We start from the raw sequence: 20,796 nt of genomic DNA on the forward strand, positions 1-20,796 counted from the left end.
TTATCTTCTGTGCCAGATGCTTGCTGATCAGGGCCGGGATTGGTAAAGTGGGCCGTTTTTCGCATATCCCGTAATTAATCAGGATCACCCGCATCATGTTCAAGAAGCTCCGTGGTTTGTTTTCCAACGATCTGTCGATCGATTTGGGTACCGCCAACACACTGATTTATGTTAAAGGCAAAGGTATTGTACTGAACGAACCTTCTGTGGTTGCCATCCGTCAGGAACGCGGTGGTACCGCTAAATCTGTCGCTGCTGTTGGCCATGCCGCCAAAATGATGCTGGGGCGTACCCCGGGTAATATCGCGGCGATCCGTCCGATGAAAGATGGTGTTATTGCTGATTTTTCTGTTACCGAAAAAATGCTGCAGCATTTTATCAAACAGGTGCATGAAAATAACCTGATGCGTCCAAGTCCGCGCGTGCTGGTATGTATCCCTTGCGGTGCGACTCAGGTTGAACGCCGTGCGATCAAAGAATCTGCTCAGGGTGCCGGAGCCCGCGAAGTTTATCTGATTGAAGAACCTATGGCAGCAGCAATTGGTGCCGGCTTGCCGGTATCCGAAGCGACCGGTTCTATGGTGGTTGATATCGGTGGTGGTACCACTGAAGTGGCGATCATCTCTCTGAACGGTGTGGTGTATTCTTCTTCCGTCCGTATCGGCGGTGACCGTTTTGATGAAGCTATCATCAGCTATGTGCGCCGTAACTACGGCAGCCTGATTGGTGAATCCACCGCAGAACGCATCAAGCACGAAATCGGCTCTGCTTACCCGGGCGAAGAAGTGCGTGAAATCGAAGTTCGTGGCCGTAATCTGGCTGAAGGTGTACCGCGTAGTTTCACCCTGAATTCTAACGAAATCCTGGAAGCACTGCAGGAACCGCTGAGCGGCATCGTCAGTGCGGTCATGGTGGCGCTGGAACAATCTCCGCCGGAACTGGCTTCCGATATCTCCGAAAAAGGGATGGTGCTGACCGGTGGTGGTGCGCTGCTGCGTAATCTGGACCGTCTGCTGATGGAACATACCGGTATTCCGGTTGTCGTGGCGGAAGATCCGCTGACCTGTGTCGCCCGTGGTGGTGGTCGAGCTCTCGAGCTGATCGACATGCACGGTGGTGACCTGTTCCATTACGAATAATTGAGCTTGCCCGGGTTGCCTTTCCGGTAACCCCTGGCTGATAGCATCATGCGGACTATTTTCGGCAGGGGACCATCCCTGCAACTCAGGTTATTTATCACTGTGCTGCTGTCTCTGGCGGGCATCGTTTCTGATGCCCGTTTTCATCTGTTTGACGGCATGCGTCTTTATATCAACACCTTTGCCAGCCCGTTATTACATCTGGCGAGCGTTCCCCGCGATGTGGTCGAAGAGGCCAGTCTGCAACTAAGCTCACGCAGCCAATTGCTGAAAGATAATCAGCAACTGCAGCAGCAACTTTTCCTGTTGCGCAGTGATCTGCTGCGGATGGCCGAACTGAGTCAGGAAAACCGCCGTCTGCGCGAACTGCTGGGCTCTCCGGTGACTCAGGATTCCCGTAAGCTGGTGGCCCGTATTCTGTCGGTAGACTCTGACCCGTTTGTCTATCAGGTCGTGATCGATAAAGGTGTCGAACATCATGTCTATGAAGGACAACCGGTCGTCAATGATCAGGGTGTCATCGGTCAGGTGGTCAGTGTCGGGAAAACCTCAAGCCGGGTATTACTGATCACGGATATCAGCCATGCCTTGCCGGTGCGGGTGCTGCGTAACGATTTACGTGCTATTGCCTCCGGTACCGGAAATATCAATGAGCTGACGCTCAAGAATCTGCCCCGGAATGTGGATATCAAAGACGGCGATATTCTGGTGACGTCTGGCATGGGTGGGCATTTCCCTGAAGGCTATCCGGTCGCTAAAGTGACCCGGTTTGCCAATGAGGAACAGAGCCCCTTCGCCGAGATCAAGGCTGAACCACTGGCGACACTGGATCGGCTGCGTTATGTGCTGTTGCTTTGGCAAGATGCCAAATCCATGGGGCCGCTGCCGGTGATGAGTTCCGCGGCGACTGTTTCTGCTGCTCAGCCGGCAATGTCTGCGACCGACAAAAATAAATCAGCAACAGCATCCGCTGAAGTGCCGCATCAGGAGGGCAGACAATGAGTGGTTCATTGACCGGCCATGGTAAAGGTTCGATCTATTTAACCCTGATCGTCGCGATTATTCTGACGATGGTGCCATTGCCGGTGGCTATAGATATGTTCCGCCCGGACTGGGTGGCGTTAGTGGTGCTGTATTGGGTGATTGCGCTGCCGCATCACCTGAATGTCGTCAGTGCCTGGATTGTCGGTCTGATCATGGACATCCTGCTGGGTTCAACGCTGGGCATCCATGCGCTGAGTATGGCGGTGATCTCCTGTGTCGTTGCAGCACAATACCAGAAGATCCGTAACTTCTCCGTCTGGCAACAGGCGCTGGTGATGGGATCGCTGATTTTTGTCGGACAACTGCTGATTTTCTGGGTTGAACACCTGTTTGCATCTCCCCGTCTCAACACCCGCTTTGTCTGGGCGTCACTGAGCTCAACATTGCTCTGGCCTTCGGTCTATCTTTTTCTGCGGTATATCCGCCGTCGTTTCAATATCAGGTAAGTATTATGTCGGCCAGTGCTGCGCTTTATCTGGCATCCGCTTCTCCCCGTCGCCGGGAACTGTTAGCGCTGCTGGATTACCCCTTTACTGTTCTGTCAGTTGATGTTGAAGAGCAACAGCAACCTGATGAAACTCCTGCTGATTATGTGCAACGTCTGGCCCGCGATAAATCGCAGGCCGGCTGGTTAGCCTGCCGGGGGCAAAAACCGGTATTAGGCGCGGATACTATTGTGGTGTTTGAGCAAGAAGTGCTGGAAAAGCCACGGGATTTCGCCGATGCTCAACGTATATTGCAGTTACTGTCTGGTAACACCCATACCGTGATGACGGCGGTTGCGCTTTCTTCGGAACAGGGCTGTGAAGTTGTTCTGGTCAACTCACAGGTGACGTTCCGCAAATTAACGCCGGAAGAGATCAGCCGTTACTGGCAAACCGGAGAACCGGCGGATAAAGCCGGTGCTTATGGCATTCAGGGCATCGGCGGGAAATTCGTCAGTCACCTCAGCGGAAGTTATTCTGCGGTAGTGGGGTTGCCGTTACTGGAAACAGATCTGTTACTGCAAAAATATTGTCGCCACTCATGACTTCAGATTACTAAGGCTGAACTATGTCAACCGAATTGCTGGTTAACGTAACACCATCAGAGACCCGGGTCGCACTGGTGGATCATGGTATGTTGCAGGAAGTACACATTGAGCGTCAGGCTAAACGCGGGATCGTCGGTAATATTTACAAAGGTAAAATCAGCCGGGTGTTACCGGGTATGCAGGCGGCCTTTGTTGATATCGGAATGGATAAAGCCGCTTTCCTGCACGCGTCCGATATTGTGCCGCATACCGAATGTGTCGATGTAAAAGAAAAAGAGCACTTTCAGGCCGGGAATATTGCCGAACTGGTCCGTCAGGGGCAGGACATCATGGTGCAGGTGGTGAAAGATCCCATGGGTACCAAAGGTGCCCGTCTGACCACGGATATCACGTTGCCGTCCCGCTACCTGGTATTCATGCCGGGCAGTGCCCATGTGGGTGTTTCACAGCGCATTGATAGTGAAGAAGAACGGGAACGCCTGAAAGAGATTGTCAGCCGGAATGTGGATGAACTGGGTGGCTTTATCATTCGCACCGCAGCCGAAGGCATTGGCGAAAAAGAGCTGGAGCAGGACACTATCTTCCTGAAACGCTTGTGGCGCAAGGTGCTGGAGCGTCGCCAGAAATATCCGACCAGCCATGTGCTGTATGCGGAGTGGAGTCTGGCGTTCCGTATTCTGCGTGATTTTGTCGGCGATGACCTGGATAAAATCCGGGTTGATTCCCGCCAGACGTATGAGCAACTCAGCCATTTCACCGAAGAATTTGTTCCGGAGATGATCGGGAAACTGGATTATTACTCCGGCGAGTCACCGATCTTTGATTTGTATGATGTCGAAAACGAGATCCAGCGGGCACTTGAACGTAAGGTTGAACTGAAATCGGGTGGTTATCTGATCATCGATCAGACGGAAGCCATGACCACGATTGATATCAATACCGGCGCGTTTGTGGGACACCGTAATCTGGAAGAGACTATTTTCAATACCAATATTGAAGCCACTGCGGCGATCGCCCGTCAGCTGCGGTTGCGTAATCTCGGCGGCATTATCATCATCGATTTTATTGATATGCAGAGTGAAGATCACCGTCGCCGTGTCTTGCAGAGTCTGGAGCAAGCACTGGCAAAAGATCGGGCGAAGACCGGTGTGAACGGCTTCTCCCAACTCGGGCTGGTCGAGATGACCCGTAAACGTACCCGCGAAAGTCTGGAGCATGTACTCTGCTCCGAATGCCCGGCATGTAAAGGGCGCGGCCGGGTGAAAACGGTGGAATCGGTCTGCTATGAAATTCTGCGTGAAATTCTGCGCGTCAACCGGGCGTATGATGCGGATCAGTTTGTGGTGTATGCCTCACCGGCCGTAGCGGAAGCGTTACGCGGCGAAGAGTCGCACAGTCTGGCTGAGCTTGAGGTGTTCATCAGCAAGCAGGTCAAAGTACAGGCTGAACCTTTATACAATCAGGAACAGTACGACGTGGTGATGATGTAAGTGAACTGGCGTGGCATAGTGCGTGGTGGCGCTGTTTTTCTTTCAGTTGTTCTGATGCTGCTGGCAGTGCTGGTCACCGCACTGCGATTTGGTCTGCCCGATTTACAGCTGCATCGTGACTGGGTGTTAAAACAGTTCTTGCCGGATACGATGTCATCCGCATCAGTGGCTCATATCGGCTGGCGCTGGCAGGACTATGGCCTGCAGCTGGAATTGCGTGATGTGGCGTTGCAGCAGCAAGGTGCCGTACCGTTTGAGCTCAGTGCAAAGCAGCTGCAGTTACACTGTAATCCGTTCCTGCAGTTCTGGAAAACGCACGGTTGTCTGGCCACGCTGCAGGCAGATCAACTGCAGCTGACGCTGCAGTTACCCAAAGCCGCAGCATCCTCCTCCGACAGCCCCGGTCTGAATGATTTGTTGCCGCTGTTACTGGAACAGGTCGCGCAGGCCAATATTACCAACAGCCAGATCCGGTTAGTCCGCCAGCAACAATTACTGGCGGAATTTCATATCGACCAACTCTATGCCGAAAACCGGGCCGATCAGCACAAACTTTTTTCCCGCATATCAGTAGCGCAACAGGCGCTGGTGGTGCCGTTATTGCTGCAAGCTGAATTACAGGGTGCCGCGCGTCAGGATGCGTTGCAGGGGCATATCTATCTGGCCACAGAGCCTCATGCCGGCAAACAGCCGGGGGCGCTGTTGCCAACGCCGCTGACTGCCAATGCGCAGTCTATTCATGGTTCACTGGCGTTTCAGCTCTGGCTGGAGCGGCAACCCGGTCAGTGGCAGAGCGCATTGCTGCAACTGGGCTTAAACCGTCTTGGCTGGCAACAGGCCGAGCAGCAGCACAGTCTGGAACTGCAGGGTGGCGAAATCGTCTGGCAACGTCATGCCGGTGACTGGCAGTTATACAGTCAGGGGCTGCAATTACACAGTAATCATCAACCCTGGCGTTCCTGGCAGCTGCAACTGAAAAAACAGGCTGAACAATACACCGGACAAATGGATCCGTTATTGCTTGATGAGTTGACCCCGCTAACGGGGATGTTCCTGCCTGTGGAATCTGCCGCGGCAGAGGCGTTACGGACGCTGATGCCGCAAGGCCGGCTGAGTGAATTACGCTTTTCCCGCGATGAAGCACAGGACAGCTGGCTGTTCAGTGGTCAGTTGCAGCAATTGCAGTGGCAGCGCTGGCGCATGATCCCCGGGTTGCACGATGTAGATGCCTCTTTCCGTCTGTCACCGCAGGGCGTTGCGCTGACGCTGCAGCAGTTAAAACCGCAGACATGGGATCTGCAGCCCTATTTTGAAAAGCCCTGGCCGGTGCAAACATTTTCGGCCGATCTGAACTGGCAGAAATTGAGCAATGGCTGGGCATTAACCGCTGACCAGGTGCAACTTAAAACCGACGTTGTCACCACCGCAACGCAATTCCGTCTGAGTCAGGAAGGAACACAGCCCTTATTTCTGGCACTGGACAGTGGTGTTGATCTGAAAGATGCCAGTCAGGCGCATTACTATTTTCCGCACGGTGCCATGGGCGAGCCGGTGATCAAATACCTGACCAACGCATTACAGGGCGGACATGCTGAAAATGCCCGCATCCTGTGGCATGGCGCATTCCGTGATTTTCCTTTCAAAGAGAAAAACGGCATTTTCCAGGCATGGGTGCCGTTACGCGATGCGACCTTCCAGTTTGGTGCCGGCTGGTTGCCGTTACGTGAAATGTCACTGGATTTGCTGTTTGAGAATGATCGTCTGGATATGCAGGGTGATCGTGCCCTGCTGGGTGATGCCAGTTCTCCGCGTTTGCACGCCTGGTTTCCGAAGCTGGCACCCGGTGCCCGTCTGTACATTGATGCCGATATTGCCGGTACCGGTGAAGCTGTCAGTGATTATCTCTACCGCTCTCCGCTGCAGAATTCCGTTGGCAGTGCTCTGCAGGCAGTGCGTATTCAGAAGCCATTAACCGGTGAACTGAAACTGGATATTCCGATGGATGGCACTCAGGTTAAGGTCAATGGCAAAGTAAAACTGGCGGGAAACAGTCTGTATCTTCCGAGTCTGGATTTACCACTGGAACAGCTGCAGGGTGAACTGAGCTTCGATGACAATAAAACGGCGATAGAGAAATTACAGGCCACCTTATGGGGGCAGCCATTGCGCGTGCAGTATGCCGGTGAACAACTAGCCAATGAATATCAGGTTAAGCTGGGTCTGCAGGGGGAGTGGGATAGTCAGCGCGACAAGGCATTACCGCAGCTGGCGCATCAGACTCTGCAAGGGCAGGCAAACTGGCAGGGTGCTCTGGATCTGCATCTCTATAAGGGTGGACATTATTATTATGATGCACAACTAACCAGTCCGCTGACAGCGCTGGTACTGGATTTGCCGGCACCCTACAACAAACCATCCGGGCGCAGCTGGCCGCTGCAGGTAAAAATCAGTGGTAATCAGCGGAGCAGTGTAATCAATGGTTCGCTGAATCATGAATGGCAGTTGCAGGCTGACTGGACGCCAGACAAGAAACAGTTCCGCCGTTTCTGGCTGGATAATCAGATCATTGAGCGCAGTGCCGGACCCCGTTTGCCGTTCTCGGTCAGCGCGATCCTGAGTGAGGCTGATGGGTCTGCCTGGCTGGACTGGTGGCAGCGTTGGCCGGCTAATGGGCAACATGCGGTGAACCAGCTGTTCCCCAGTGCGGGCGCTATTGACGTGCGGGTGGATAAGTTACATGTAGCGGATCAATTATGGCGTGATATCCGCCTGAATATGAGTCCGGATCGCGATGGCAGCAGGATCTGGCTGGAAAGCAGTAAAGCGCAGGGGGTGATCCATCTTCCGGCCAGTAAAAAGAAACCGATCCGGATCGATATGGCCCGTTTGTACTGGGCGGATAGCGGTGTAGACACAAAACCTGCGGAGCCGATGAGTCTGGCTACACAACGGGCATGGCTGGCGCGCTGGCCTGATTTATTGTTCAGTTGTCAGGATTGCCGTTACGGTGGCAATACCCTTGGCCAGTTCCGCGGTCACCTTTATCCGGTAAAACAGGGTGGTGAAATCCGTGACTTGCACTGGCAGGTGGCTAATTCACACTTTGACGGGCAGGCGGGCTGGTCAATAAAAAATTATCAGCCACTCAGTACGCTGAAAGGTAAATTTGTCAGTAACAATACCGAAGTATTTCTGGGGCATTTTGGTTTTGATCCCGGGTTAACCGGTACCAAGAGTCAGCTGGATATTGATGTTTCCTGGCCCGGTGCTTTAGTGCAGCCTCGTTTGTCAGCATTAGATGGCCAGATCAGAATGGAGACCGGTGAAGGTATTCTGCGGGAAGTGAAAAATACCGGCGGCAACCGTTTGTTATCCCTGTTCTCGCTGAATGCGATTGTCAGTCGTATCAGCTTTGATTTCCGCGATATTTTTGGCGATGGTCTCTATTTCAAAAAAATCACGTTCAGCAGCAAACTGGAACGGGGTGTGCTGCGTAATGATGACTTAGTACTTGAAAGTAATTCCGGTGAACTGAATGGGCATGGTATGGTCGATTTAGGTCAGAAAACGATCGACTATCAGGTGACATTTTCGCCGACATTAACCGGCGGTTTTGGTGTGGCGACCGCGTTTGCGATTACGCCTATCACCGGCATTGCGGTGCTGGCGGCGACCACGATTTTACAACCGGTGTTTGATGTCATCACACAGGTAAGCTATTCCGTCAAAGGTGATATTGCCAAACCGGTAATCACCGAGCTGGGCCGTAAACAAGAGAAAGTTAAATTATCCGCGCCAAAGGCAAAGGAGAGCAAGTAATGCAGCTGGTCGCACTACAGATCAACGCTCAGGCGGACTGGCTATCGAACCGTGCACAGATCGCCTCGCTATTGCAGCGTTTGCCGGTAGAACGCCCTTGTCTGGTCTTGCTGCCGGAAAATTTTGCCTGTATGGGCGCGCCGCAGGATTATCAACAGCTGGCTGAACCTGTGGGTTCAGGCCCGGTGCAGCGTCAGCTGAGTGAATGGGCAAAGGAATTTGGTCTGTGGCTGGTGGCCGGCTCGTTGCCGACGCTGATTCCGCAGCAAAACCGGGTGCACACCACATCACTGGTGTTTAATCCGCAAGGTGAGCTGACCGGTTTTTATCACAAACTGCATCTGTTTGATGTGGATGTGGATGATGCCCGTGGGCGTTATCGTGAATCTGATTCTTTTGTGGCGGGGCATGATAGCTGCGTGGTGGCATCTCCGTTTGGTGGTCTCGGTTTAAGTATCTGTTATGACGTCCGCTTTCCGGAATTGTATCGTCTGCTGCGTCAGCGTGGCGCGGATGTATTACTGGTGCCTGCCGCATTCACGAAAGTGACCGGTCAGGCACATTGGCTGCCGCTCTTACAGGCGCGGGCCATAGAAAATCAATGTTATGTGGTCGCAGCTAATCAATGTGGCAGCCATGGTGGTAACCGTGAAACCCGAGGTCACTCCGTGATCATCGACCCCTGGGGCGAGGTACTGGCACAACAAGGTTCACAGCCGGGACTGATCGTGGCGACACTGGATCCACAAAAAACCGAACAAATCCGCAAATCAATGCCGGTACAGCTGCATGCCAGACTGACACCGGCCTGGAGAGAGTAATTTAATGTTGTTACCGCAAGTCAGTGAACGATTATTGGCCGCGAACGGTCTGGATCAGGACATTCTGGCGCAACAGCTGCGCCAGTTGATGAGTCATCAGATTGAGTTCGGTGATTTCTATTTCCAGAGCGGTGTTCATGAGTCCTGGATCCTGGAAGACGGTATTGTGAAAGATGGCAGCTATAACATCGAACAAGGCGTCGGTGTGCGTGCCATCAGCGGTGAGAAGACCGGTTTTGCCTATTCTGACGAGCTCAGTCTGAATGCCTTACAGCAGGCGGTGGTTGCGGCGCGCGGCGTAGCGGCAGCCGGTGGTGAAGGGCAGGTCAAAATCTGGCAACCGACTCAGCCAGCGGCGCGTTATCTGGCGCTGGATCCGCTGCCTGGTTTACCCCAACCGCAAAAGATCACTTTACTGGAAGAACTGGATCAATTTGCCCGTTCACTGGATCCCTGTGTGACCCAGGTGATGGCCTCGTTGTCCGGTGTGTATGAAGAAGTACTGATTGCGGCAACGGATGGCACTCTGGTGGCCGATATTCGTCCGCTGGTGCGGCTCAGTGTTACTGTCCTGGCGGAACGTAAAGGCCGTCGGGAACGCGGCAGCTCCGGTGGTGGTGGCCGCTGTGGTTATGATTATTTCTTTGAGGTTGAAAACGGTGAAAGCCGTGCCCGCGGTTATGTCCGTGAGGCCGTGCGTCAGGCACTGGTCAATCTGGAAGCCATTGATGCGCCTGCCGGCATGATGCCGGTGGTTCTCGGTGCCGGCTGGCCGGGTGTGTTGCTGCATGAGGCAGTAGGACATGGTCTGGAAGGCGATTTCAACCGTAAAGGCTCCTCTGCCTTCAGCGGTAAGATCGGTCAACAAGTGGCTTCGAAGCATTGCACAATCGTGGATGATGGTACGCTGGCAGGGCGCCGTGGTTCATTGAGCGTCGATGATGAAGGAACACCAACGCAATACAATGTGCTGATTGAAAACGGCATTCTGAAAGGTTACATGCAGGATAAGCTGAACGCCCGTCTGATGGGTGTTGCCCCCACTGGTAATGGCCGTCGGGAATCCTACGCTGCATTACCAATGCCGCGCATGACCAACACCTACATGCTGGCCGGTGAACATGATCCACAAGAGATCATTGCATCGGTGAAGAAAGGTATCTACGCCCCGAATTTTGGCGGCGGACAGGTGGATATCACCTCCGGCAAGTTTGTGTTCTCTGCCTCCGAAGCCTATCTGATCGAAAACGGCAAGATCACCGCACCCATCAAAGGTGCAACCCTGATCGGTAACGGTCCGGAAGCGATGCAGCAGGTGTCGATGGTGGGTAACGATCTGGCGCTGGATAAAGGCGTCGGCGTGTGCGGTAAGGATGGTCAGAGTGTGCCCGTTGGTGTTGGGCAACCTACGCTAAAACTGGACGAACTGACGGTTGGCGGTACGCAATAAACGGATAAAAAAATGGCGTGGAATACCACGCCATTCTCTCTAAGCTGTGCTAACTACAGCTGTTCGTCCATATGTTCACGCAGATATTTGAACAGTTCACGGAATGCTGCAGGTGGTTGATTTGCGGCTGCTTCCTTTTTCGCCCGGCTGATCAACTGACGCAGTTTTTGGCGTTCCAGCGTATGACATTCACCGATCACGGCATTGATCGCATCATCGCCGTTACTTAACAAACGGTCACGCCATTGTTCCAGTTTATGTAAACGTGCGTTGGTGCTGTTATTCCGGCTGTGGATTTGATCCAGCACGTTTTTAATTTCAGTGGTATCGCGGTTACGCATCATTTTGCCGACATATTGCAAATGACGGCGTAACGCTTCATGTTTGCCTTTCAGCTTATGCCCCATGGCGATAGCAGCAATCAGATCTTCATCCAGTGGCACTCGTTCCAGTTCGGCAGGCTTCAAGTTGACCAGCTCTTCGCCCAGTTTTTGCAGCGCGGCCGCTTCGCGTTTCTGTCCACTTTTACTGACGTAATCGTCATCCCAATCGTCTTGGGTGTTTTTCTGATGATTCATGGTGTCACTCTTCCTTAATTCCTCCCTTATATGGTAACAGGTATCTGTGATAGCCTGTGAAAAAATGCAGCAGGACCAGGCAGACATGAATTCTCAGGAACAGATTTTACAGGAACAGCACAAACTCGAGCAGGTGGTGACAGATGCGCTGCATATCGCGCAGGAGCTGGGAGCCGATACTGCGGAGATCTCTATCAGCAAACAGACCGGGATCTCAGTGAATACCCGTGGCGGCGAAGTAGAGAACATTGAATTTAACAAGGATGGAGCACTCGGTATCGCTATTTACCGCGATGGCCGCAAGGGTTCCTCCTCCACAGCCGATCTGAGCATTGGAGCGATCCGTCGCTGCATTGAAGCGGCGCTGGAGATCTCCCGTTATACCGCCGTTGATTCCTGTGCTGGTCTGGCGGATCGTGAGCTGATGGCCTGGGATGCGCCGGAGCTGGATCTGCTGTATCCCGTGGCGCTGGAGCCGGAATATGGCATTGAACTGGCTCGCCGCTGTGAACTGCATGCGCTGTCGCTGGATAAACGCATCAAACAGTCAGACAGTGGCAGTTTCTCCAGTCATCATGGCATTAAGGTTTATGGCAACACCCATGGTTTCGTCAAAGGTTATGCGGCCAGCCGGCATTCACTGAGCTGTGTGCTGATCGGTGAGCAGGATGGCGATATGCAGCGCGACTACAGCTACAGCACGGCGCGCGAACTGAGTGATCTCTGGACGCCGGAGCGAATTGCTGAAGATGCGGTCAGCCGTACGGTTTCACACCTTGGCGGCCGCAAAATCGCGACGACCGAAGTGCCGGTCCTGTTCCTGCCGGAAGCGGCGAACAGTCTGTTTGGTCATCTGGTGTCGGCGATCAGCGGTGGTAACCTGTACCGTAAATCCACTTTCCTGCTGGATAGTCTCGGTCAGCAACTGTTTCCGGACTGGTTGCACATCAATGAATTTGCGCATCTGCCGAAAGGACTGGCCAGTTCACCGTTTGACGGGGAAGGTGTGCGTACGCAGGATCGCGCCATTATCCAGAGCGGTGTTCTGCAAACCTATCTGCTGACCGCGTATTCCGCCCGGAAATTAGGGATGCAATCTACCGGTCATGCCGGTGGTATTCATAACTGGTTTGTTGAAGGTCAGGGGCAAACGCTGGACGCTTTGTTGCAACAGATGGGGACGGGTCTCGTCGTCAGTGAACTGATGGGGCAGGGCGTCAATATTGTTACCGGCGATTATTCCCGTGGTGCGACCGGCTTCTGGGTCGAAAATGGCCAGATCGTGTATCCGGTGGAAGAGATCACCATTGCGGGGAATCTGAAAGAGATGTTCCGCCAGATCGTGGCAGTCGGTAATGATATTGATCCGCGCTGCAGTCTGCAGAGTGGTTCCGTGCTGCTTGAACGGATGAAAATTGCGGGGAATTGATAAGGAATAACAGACGGCTGAGAGGCCGTCTGTTATTGGCAGATTACTCTGCGCTGCCTTCTTTGCGGAAGGTACGCGGGAAGTTACGCAGCTGTTTGCTGGCTTCACGGCGTTGTTTAGACAGTTCTGCACCGACGATAGTCAGGTCATCCACGCGATCTTCATAATCGCCTTTCATGTTGTGGATGATTTCCAGAATATCTTCGTAGCTCATGCCTGGTTTCAGGTATTCGGTCAGGTTAGCCAGCAGTGCAACACGTTTCTGGTTGTCACGGATTTTGCGGGCGTTGTCTTCGATTTCGCGGGTCAGTTTGTTTTTCAGACGCGCGACACGTACGAATTCCAGAATGTTATTCATTTCATTACTTTGCATTGTGTTATCCACCATATCAGCTTGTTGATTCTTCTCTCTGACCACTGTCTGTTTGCTGTGGTTTGTTCTCATCCTGCCATGTTTATGGCGTAAGAGCCAGATCCCGCTTTAGTATATCGGCCAATTCAGCAACATCCATACAGACAGTGTGCCTTCCAGCAAATATTGCCAGTTAAATTCGCGCCGCCATAATGCGGCAAGGAAAAAGCCGGCGGCCAGTGCCAGTGCTGCCAGCGGGTAGTAGATCAGTGTTCCAAGCTGATCAAACAGTGACAGCATCAGTAAGCGCAATGACTGCGGCATCCAGATCCCCAGCCAGCCAAGCACAATAATCACGGGTACGATACCGAGCACCAGTGAGCTCAGGCGGATTTTCGGGCTCAGCTGGATTTTCCAGCGGGCAGAAGACATGGCGTTATCCTTTTTCTTTCAGCATGGCTCGTAAATTGGCAATCCCGGTTTTGGCTTTTTGCTGACGCTGTTCGGCGCTGGCCGGCTCTTTGCGGGCTTCCCATTGCAGATCGTCCTGCGGCAGTTCCAGCAGAAAACGGCTGGGCTCCGGATTTACGGTATCACCAAACTGACGGCGTTCTTTGCACAGAACAAAGCAAAGCTCTGTCTGCGCCCGGGTGATGCCGACGTAAGCCAGACGGCGTTCTTCATCAATGTTATCTTCATCGATACTGGCCTGATGCGGGAGCAATCCCTCTTCCATGCCGATCATAAAGACGTACGGAAACTCCAGCCCTTTGGACGCGTGCAGTGTCATCAGTTGCACCTGATCCAGCGCTTCGTCGCCTTCATTGCGCTCCAGCATATCGCGCAGCGTAAAGCGGGCGACGGCTTCACTCAGGTTTAATGGCGCGGCATCCTGCTGCACATCCCCGGCCAGCATATCGGTCAGCCAGCGATACAGCGTGGAGACGTTCTGCATCCGCATCTCGGCCGCTTTCGGGCTGGGTGACGTTTCATACAGCCATTCGTCGTAGTGGATATCTTTGATCAGATCGCGCACCACCTCTTCACTGTTACCGCGCGCCGCGTTATCGCTCATGCGGCACAGCCAGTCACAGAAGTGACGCAGGGCCTGTAATCCCCGGCCATGCAGATGTTGCTCCAGCCCGATCTCAAAGCTGGCAGCATACAGGCTTTTACCGCGCTGATTGGCATAGTGACCAAGTTTTTCCAGCGTCGTCGGACCAATTTCGCGCCGTGGCAGATTAACAACCCGCAGAAAAGCGTTGTCATCATCCGGATTCACCAGCAGGCGCAGATACGCCATGATGTCTTTGATTTCAGTGCGCGAGAAGAACGAGGTCCCGCCGCTGATTTTGTAGGGGATGCGGTTTTGCATCAGCACCTTTTCCAGCAGCCGGGACTGGTGATTACCGCGATACAGAATCGCGTAATCTTTCCAGCTGGTACGGTTCATGAAACGGTGCCCCATGATTTCCGCCGCCACTTTTTCGGCTTCATGTTCTTCGTTTTTGGCCATCAGCACCCGGACCGGCATACCGTAATCCAGCTCTGAGAACAGCTGCTTGTCAAACACATGCGGGTTATTGGCAATCAGAATGTTGGCACATTTCAGAATGCGGCCCTTGGAGCGGTAATTCTGCTCCAGTTTGATCACGTTCAGTCGAGGGAAATCCTGCTGCAAACGGACCAGATTCTGTGGCTGGGCACCGCGCCAGGAATAAATCGACTGATCGTCATCACCCACCACGGTAAACCGGGCGCGTTCACCGACTAACAGCTTCACTAATTCATACTGGCTGGTGTTGGTGTCCTGATATTCATCCACTAACAGATAACGGATACGGTTCTGCCATTGCTCCCGCACTTCAGCATTGGTTTTTAACAACAGCGTCGGTAACAGGATCAAATCATCAAAATCCAGTGCGTTATACGCGCTCATTTGTTTCTGATAACGCTCATACCAAATCGCAAAGCGCTGTTCTTCCGGGGTATGAGCCCGCTTTAACGCCTGTGCCGGCAAAATAAGATCATTTTTATACCGGGAGATGGTCTGAACTAATTGCTGTAACAATTCTTTGTTACCCTGCAATTCAGGGTCAGCCTCAGTCAGCTCCTTGATTAGGCTCATCTGATCGGTGTCATCAAACAGGGAGAAGTTTGCTTTCAACTGTAAATGCTGATGTTCACGACGGATCAGATCCAGCCCGAGTGAGTGAAATGTCGAGACGGTCAGACCGCGGGCTTCCCGGCGCCCCAGTGTCTGTGCAACACGCTCTTTCATCTCTCTCGCTGCTTTATTGGTAAATGTGACGGCAAAGATGTGACGTGCCTGATAGCTGCATTCGCGGATCAGGTAAGCAATTTTAGCGGTAATAACACGGGTTTTTCCGCTACCGGCACCGGCCAGTACCAGGCAAGGGCCGGATACATAGTGCATAGCATCCAGTTGTCGGGGATTGAGTTTCATGCCTTGTCACCATCAGAGCATCGGGCGGGCAGTATAACAAAACAAATGCAAGATACCTTGTGGAGGTGAAATACGATGGCTTATGTGAATTCAGGAATAGAGATGAAAACATCGCAGTATGATTGGAGAATCATTGGATTCATCATTCTGCTGCTGGTCGCAGTTTGTGCGCTGGTGACCATTAAACTGTTGTTTCCGGATATGACGCAGGAAAAACTGTTTTCCGTTTTGTCATCTTCATCCCCCGCTGTTAATACCGCCAGTCCGCAAAATGTTCCGTCAGAAAAATCAGCCGCCACCGCATCCCATCCGGTGATTGCCGTTGCTGAGGTACCGGCAAAAGCCAGCCCCCCTGCGGTGGAACAGGTAGTCAAAACAGAAACCAAGGTGGTGAATTCTGTTCCGGCAGCAACAGATACTCACGTAACTGTTGAGACGACTGAAACGGCAACGACTCAACATATTGCAGAAGAGCCTCGTTCAGCTTCAAAAGCGCAGATTGTCTGTTCAGCAGAAGATCGGGAAGCCGAGCTTTGCCAGTAAACCATACATTGATAATCAGAAAACAATCATAGGGATGATGTCATGAAAGTGAATTCGTATATTGTCAAAGGAGCCTGTCTGCTGATGACACTCCATATCACGGGTGCTTCAGCACAGTTGAGCAATGCTATTACTACCGGTAATCAGAGCGATACCTACTACCGGATCGGTGAAGATCTCCGGCAATATGCGATGCCGGAACTGCGCAATCTGCAGTCTAAAGGGGCGGTCGATAACATCAAGGCATTGAGTAAAACGACCGGTGTTTCTTTTGCTATTGTGCAATCTGATGTCTATCAGACATATGTGAATCTTGAAAAAAATGATCCGGATCCAGCCGTAAGACAGTGGGCAGCTGACTTGCTGAATTCTCTGCGTGTGGTCGCTCCGCTGTATAACGAAGAAATATATTTTGTAGTACATAAAGACTCACCAATGCAGGAATTGCAGGATATTGAAGGTAAACGATTAGCTATCGGCCTGAATGGCAGCGGAGCTAATCTGACGGCGAAAAATATCTACTACAAGCTGTTTGGTAAAGCGCCGGTAGTTGTTGAACCGTTTATTGAAGAGGGTGTCGTGGGTTCGGACGAGGGCACGAAGTATGTCCGTTCGGCGCTCTGGCATCTTGCGCACCCGGAGGCGGGTCCGGAAGAGCGCAAGGCGGATGTCGTGGTGATTATCGGCGGACAGCCATTGCCGCTGTTACAGCGTCTGGGCAAAGACTACAAGTTGCTGGCTTCCAACATCAAAAATGATGCCACCGAAGCCTTGCTGAAAGATTACAGCATCGGATTTGCTGATCAGAAAAATTATCCGTTTTTGCCGAAACATATGCCGGTCATGATGGTGCAGTCTTATCTGGTAACAGCCCAGTTCCGTGATAAGCAGCGGAATGATTTTGTGAAAAAATTCGCCGGTTCACTCTGTAAAAATTACGACAAGCTTTATGAGCATGGTCATGAGAAATGGAAAGCACTGGCCTGGTCGCCACAACGTCCACGTTTACCGTCTTTGCTCTCCGGATGGCGTTATTCGGATGTAACCAAACCGATTCTGGAAGCCTGTTTGCCACAAGGCGTGACTCAGCCGGTCGCGAGCAGTAATGCTCCTGCTTTCCCATGTTCAATGGAAGACCGGGCTATCGGATTGTGCATGTAAAAAAGCGCCGGATTAATGAAACCACCGGATTATCTGGTGGTTTTTTTACATCACGCTATCACGGCTTTACGTTATCATAGCCGCCTTTGAACACAGGTGATTTGATGCTATGACCTCTTTTGATGTGCAGCGGGTGCGCGGGCAATTTCTGATCCTGCAGCAACAGATCAATGGCTATCCGCTGGTCTATCTCGACAGTGCTGCAACGGCGCATAAGCCGGAGTGTGTTTTGCAGGCCATGCTGGATTTTTATCGTACGGATAACGCCAATGTGCACCGGAGTGCGCATACGCTGGCTTCCCGCGCGACACAAAAATTTGAACAGGCACGTCAGCGCGTGGCTGATTTTCTGCATGCCCGCCGCCGTGAAGAGATCATCTGGACCCGCGGGACGACGGAATCGATCAATCTGGTGGCTCAAACCTGGGGACTGCAGAGTCTGCAGGCAGGTGATGAAATTCTGCTGTCGGCGATGGAGCATCATGCCAATCTGGTGACCTGGCAGCAGGTCGCCAGGCAGACCGGAGCCCGGTTACGCATTATTCCATTGCTGGAAAGCGGTGAACTGGATATGCAGGCTTATCAGGCCATGTTATCAACACACACCCGAATGGTCGCCATAGTGCATGTATCTAATGTACTGGGGACGGTAAATCCGGTGGCTGACGTCGTTCGTCTGGCCAAACAGGCCGGGGCGCTGACGTTAATCGACGGGGCACAGGCGGTGGCGCACGCACCCGTGGATGTACAGGCGCTGGGTTGTGATTTTTATGCGTTTTCCGGTCATAAGGTCTATGGCCCGACCGGGATTGGCGTGTTGTACGGCCGCAAAGAGATATTGGCGCAACTGCCACCCTGGCAGTTCGGTGGTGAAATGATTCGGAAAGTCACTTTTACCGAGAGTGAATTCAGTCTGCCGCCACTGCGCTTTGAAGCGGGAACCCCGGCGATTGCCGAAGCAGTAGGTTTGTCTGCCGCTCTGGATTTTCTGTGCGAGCAACTGGCGGCCGGGGCGGAAGTGTATCAGCAGCAGTTGTTGCAACGCCTGCTGCAGGGTTTACAACAAATAGACGGGGTATCGCTGGTCGGACAACCGGCCGCCCGTCAGGGCGTGGTGTCTGTGGTGTTGGCGCATGCACATCATCATGATGTCTGCCAGTTACTGGATGCACAGGGGATCGCCGTGCGCAGCGGACATCATTGCGCGATGCCATTGCTGCACAGCCTTGGATTGGCCGGAACCTTGCGGATCTCGCTTGGTGTCTATAATAATGAAACCGAGATTGATGCTTTCCTGCAGGCATTGCGTCAGGCGCTGGAGTTGTTACATGACTGAGTTGTTTGATTTTACTGTGCACTTTCCGGTCGGGGCGGGAACCGCATTAGATGAAAACCACGTCCGTCAATTGCTGGCCGATGCAAACAGCTGGGAGGAACGCTACCGACAGTTATTATTGCTGGCAAAACAGGTACCATCTGTTCCACAGTTGTGGCGTCATCCGGATCATGAAGTCGGTGGTTGTGAGAGTCGCGTGTGGCTGCTACTCTGTAGAGACGATGCCGGAAAATATCATTTTGCCGTAGATAGCGAGTCCCGCATAGTAAAAGCGCTCTTGATCACAATTTTAGCTGCTGCTAATCATCAGACAGCTGACAAGATCCATAGGATCCAAGTAGCATCCTATCTTGCCGAGTTGGGGTTTGCTCAGCATATAACGTTATCAAGAACGAATGGTTTACAAGCTGTATGGAAAAAAATGAGTGATTTTTGCGCATCATTTGCATAAAATTGCTACGGGAGCACATTAATCGAGATCTCGGTTAGTTAGGATAACTACTTGATAATTCGAGGTGGAGGAATCGCATGCTAGACGGATTACCTGCCGTACTAAATAAAGCATCGCTAAGATTTGTGGCTCAGCCTATCTTTCGCCAGAAAGGTGAGCTGTATGGTCACGAGATGATGTTGTTGCATAAGCAGCATAAAGATCCGGCGATGTTTATGAAAATCGTGAACCATATGGGTTTACGTCAGAATCTGGATCTCGAAGTTTGCCGTATGGCAGAGCCAGTACTGCGAACTCACAATTTAACCGGTTGCTGCTGCATTAACCTGTTTGCTGATTCGCTGCAGGAAGAAAACGTTATTGAGGCACTGTTAATGCTGGCCGATCCGAGTGCGAGCCGCTGGGTAATGGTCAACGTTATGCAACTGGATACCAGCAATAAGCAATTTAACCTGTCAGAAATTATTGCTGACTTGCGGCAGTGTGGTGTGCGCTTCTGTTTCGATGTTAAATTATTGATGCAGATCACTGCGATGTCTCTGCCGGTAGATATGTTGCGTATGGACATCCGTCAGGTACCGGAAGATCAATGGGCCCGCTGGATTTCATTTGCAGAAAGTAACTGTGTACCAATGTTGGCTGCCGGTGTTGATGATGACACGCACCGTGAAGCATTGCGCGAGCTGGGAATTGACTTCCTGCAAGGCAAGATATTTGCTGACATGGTATTGCTGAACCAGAACCAGACTGCATAAGCTGTCTGATTCAGCCGTTTATTAGAAAACCCACAAAGACAACCAGGACGTCTTTGTGGGTTTTTTATTTGTCCGCTAATTTTTGTAAAACATAGGATACTGCGGTCAAGCCGAAAGTCGCGGTAACGACTGTCGTCGCGCCGAATCCGGAAGCACAATCCATTTTCATATTGCCATCACTGCTGGCTTTAGCGCTGCAGGTTCCGCCGGCACCATCCGGATAGGTCAGTTGTTCGGTAGAATAGACACATGGGATGCCAAATTTTTTCTTCGGATCGCGGGGAAAACCAAATTTGCGCCGCAGATCGGCTCTGACTTTTGCGGCCAGCGGATCCTGTGTTGTTCTGGAAAGATCGGTGATGGCAATTTGTGTCGGGTCTTTCTGCCCACCGGCGCCACCGGTTGTGATCAGCGAGATCTTCTGACGTTTACAGTGAGCCAGCAACGCAACCTTTGCCCGGATACTATCGATAGCATCGACGACAAAATCAAAACGTGCGTCAACGAATCCGGCCAGATTGTCTTCAGTGATAAAATCATCAACGATGTGTATCTGGCAGTCCGGGTTGATCAGGCGAATACGTTCGGCCATCACTTCGGTTTTCAGTTTGCCGACATTCCCCTGCAAGGCATGGATCTGACGGTTCGTGTTGGTCACACAGATGTCATCCATATCGATTAATGTTAACTGGCCAATACCCGAGCGTGCCAGCGCTTCCGCAGCCCATGAGCCGACACCACCAATACCGATCACACAGACATGGCTCTGTTGAAAGCATTGCAACGCTTTTTCACCATATAGACGGGCGATGCCACCGAAACGCTGGGAATAATCTGACTGCATATTAAATGTTCATACCAGTATGAGAATTTAAGGATTATATCAGCTTTGGATATTAAGCTGGTTCTCTGTGGCATTCGCGGTTTG

General features: G+C 52.2%; 19 protein-coding genes. 14 read left to right on the plus strand and 5 right to left on the minus strand.

Going from position 1 to position 20,796, the window contains the following annotated elements; translation table 11 throughout:
* Positions 1-95 precede the first annotated feature (95 nt).
* Genes TOLA_RS01340 through tldD form a run of 8 tightly spaced genes read left to right on the plus strand, consistent with a single transcriptional unit; the run spans position 96 to position 10,796 of the window.
* Positions 96-1,139: a rod shape-determining protein gene (locus tag TOLA_RS01340; protein ID WP_012728482.1), complete on the plus strand. Its 1,044-nt coding sequence runs from the start codon at positions 96-98 to the stop codon at positions 1,137-1,139.
* A gap of 48 nt (positions 1,140-1,187) precedes the next feature.
* The gene (gene mreC / locus TOLA_RS01345) at positions 1,188-2,141 is read left to right on the plus strand and encodes a rod shape-determining protein MreC (RefSeq protein ID WP_012728483.1); all 954 of its coding nucleotides are present in this window, start codon (positions 1,188-1,190) and stop codon (positions 2,139-2,141) included.
* Complete coding sequence (gene mreD, locus TOLA_RS01350) at positions 2,138-2,629, plus strand: rod shape-determining protein MreD (RefSeq protein ID WP_012728484.1); 492 nt, start codon at positions 2,138-2,140, stop codon at positions 2,627-2,629. Before mreC ends, mreD begins: the two co-directional genes overlap by 4 nt.
* A 5-nt stretch (positions 2,630-2,634) precedes the next feature.
* Entirely contained in the window at positions 2,635-3,213 is a 579-nt protein-coding gene (locus tag TOLA_RS01355; protein WP_012728485.1) for a Maf family protein, read from the plus strand.
* Positions 3,214-3,236: 23 nt separating this feature from the next.
* The gene (gene rng / locus TOLA_RS01360; RefSeq protein WP_012728486.1) at positions 3,237-4,706 is read left to right on the plus strand and encodes a ribonuclease G; all 1,470 of its coding nucleotides are present in this window, start codon (positions 3,237-3,239) and stop codon (positions 4,704-4,706) included.
* Positions 4,707-8,525 (plus strand): YhdP family protein, encoded by a 3,819-nt coding sequence (locus TOLA_RS01365; RefSeq protein WP_041609440.1) that lies wholly within the window; start codon positions 4,707-4,709, stop codon positions 8,523-8,525. It begins immediately after the preceding gene.
* Positions 8,525-9,346, plus strand: a complete 822-nt coding sequence (locus TOLA_RS01370) for a carbon-nitrogen hydrolase family protein (protein WP_012728488.1) — start codon at positions 8,525-8,527, stop codon at positions 9,344-9,346. Before TOLA_RS01365 ends, TOLA_RS01370 begins: the two co-directional genes overlap by 1 nt.
* 4 nt (positions 9,347-9,350) lie before the next feature.
* The gene (tldD, locus tag TOLA_RS01375) at positions 9,351-10,796 is read left to right on the plus strand and encodes a metalloprotease TldD (RefSeq protein ID WP_012728489.1); all 1,446 of its coding nucleotides are present in this window, start codon (positions 9,351-9,353) and stop codon (positions 10,794-10,796) included.
* A gap of 53 nt (positions 10,797-10,849) precedes the next feature.
* Here the strand turns inward: tldD and yjgA are convergent, their stop codons facing one another.
* On the minus strand, positions 10,850-11,374 hold the full coding sequence (gene yjgA, locus TOLA_RS01380) for a ribosome biogenesis factor YjgA (RefSeq protein WP_012728490.1): 525 nt from the start codon (positions 11,372-11,374) through the stop codon (positions 10,850-10,852).
* 85 nt (positions 11,375-11,459) lie between these two features.
* Here yjgA and pmbA point away from each other — a divergent pair, with 85 nt between their 5' ends.
* The gene (gene pmbA / locus TOLA_RS01385) at positions 11,460-12,803 is read left to right on the plus strand and encodes a metalloprotease PmbA (protein ID WP_012728491.1); all 1,344 of its coding nucleotides are present in this window, start codon (positions 11,460-11,462) and stop codon (positions 12,801-12,803) included.
* A gap of 43 nt (positions 12,804-12,846) precedes the next feature.
* Here pmbA and TOLA_RS01390 read toward each other — a convergent pair whose 3' ends face one another.
* From TOLA_RS01390 to rep, 3 genes are all read right to left on the minus strand, one after another.
* On the minus strand, positions 12,847-13,176 hold the full coding sequence (locus TOLA_RS01390; RefSeq protein ID WP_012728492.1) for a DUF496 family protein: 330 nt from the start codon (positions 13,174-13,176) through the stop codon (positions 12,847-12,849).
* Between the two features lie 108 nt (positions 13,177-13,284).
* On the minus strand, positions 13,285-13,587 hold the full coding sequence (locus TOLA_RS01395; protein ID WP_012728493.1) for a hypothetical protein: 303 nt from the start codon (positions 13,585-13,587) through the stop codon (positions 13,285-13,287).
* Between the two features lie 4 nt (positions 13,588-13,591).
* The gene (gene rep, locus TOLA_RS01400) at positions 13,592-15,622 is read right to left on the minus strand and encodes a DNA helicase Rep (protein WP_012728494.1); all 2,031 of its coding nucleotides are present in this window, start codon (positions 15,620-15,622) and stop codon (positions 13,592-13,594) included.
* A 102-nt stretch (positions 15,623-15,724) separates the two neighbouring features.
* On the opposite strand from rep, the gene TOLA_RS01405 reads away from it, so the two are divergent.
* From TOLA_RS01405 to TOLA_RS01425, 5 genes are all read left to right on the plus strand, one after another.
* Positions 15,725-16,165, plus strand: coding sequence for a hypothetical protein (locus tag TOLA_RS01405; protein WP_041609441.1), 441 nt, complete (start codon positions 15,725-15,727; stop codon positions 16,163-16,165).
* A gap of 42 nt (positions 16,166-16,207) precedes the next feature.
* Positions 16,208-17,326: a TAXI family TRAP transporter solute-binding subunit gene (locus TOLA_RS01410; protein ID WP_012728496.1), complete on the plus strand. Its 1,119-nt coding sequence runs from the start codon at positions 16,208-16,210 to the stop codon at positions 17,324-17,326.
* 109 nt (positions 17,327-17,435) lie between these two features.
* Positions 17,436-18,662: an aminotransferase class V-fold PLP-dependent enzyme gene (locus tag TOLA_RS01415; protein ID WP_012728497.1), complete on the plus strand. Its 1,227-nt coding sequence runs from the start codon at positions 17,436-17,438 to the stop codon at positions 18,660-18,662.
* On the plus strand, positions 18,655-19,113 hold the full coding sequence (locus TOLA_RS01420) for a SufE family protein (protein WP_012728498.1): 459 nt from the start codon (positions 18,655-18,657) through the stop codon (positions 19,111-19,113). The genes TOLA_RS01415 and TOLA_RS01420 overlap by 8 nt, the downstream gene beginning before the upstream one ends.
* Before the next feature lie 77 nt (positions 19,114-19,190).
* Complete coding sequence (locus TOLA_RS01425; protein ID WP_012728499.1) at positions 19,191-19,868, plus strand: EAL domain-containing protein; 678 nt, start codon at positions 19,191-19,193, stop codon at positions 19,866-19,868.
* 64 nt (positions 19,869-19,932) lie between these two features.
* Here TOLA_RS01425 and tcdA read toward each other — a convergent pair whose 3' ends face one another.
* Positions 19,933-20,712, minus strand: a complete 780-nt coding sequence (gene tcdA / locus TOLA_RS01430) for a tRNA cyclic N6-threonylcarbamoyladenosine(37) synthase TcdA (RefSeq protein WP_012728500.1) — start codon at positions 20,710-20,712, stop codon at positions 19,933-19,935.
* Positions 20,713-20,796: the final 84 nt, after the last annotated feature.

Origin of the sequence: Tolumonas auensis DSM 9187, from assembly GCF_000023065.1 — a bacterium.
Classification (GTDB): domain Bacteria; phylum Pseudomonadota; class Gammaproteobacteria; order Enterobacterales; family Aeromonadaceae; genus Tolumonas; species Tolumonas auensis.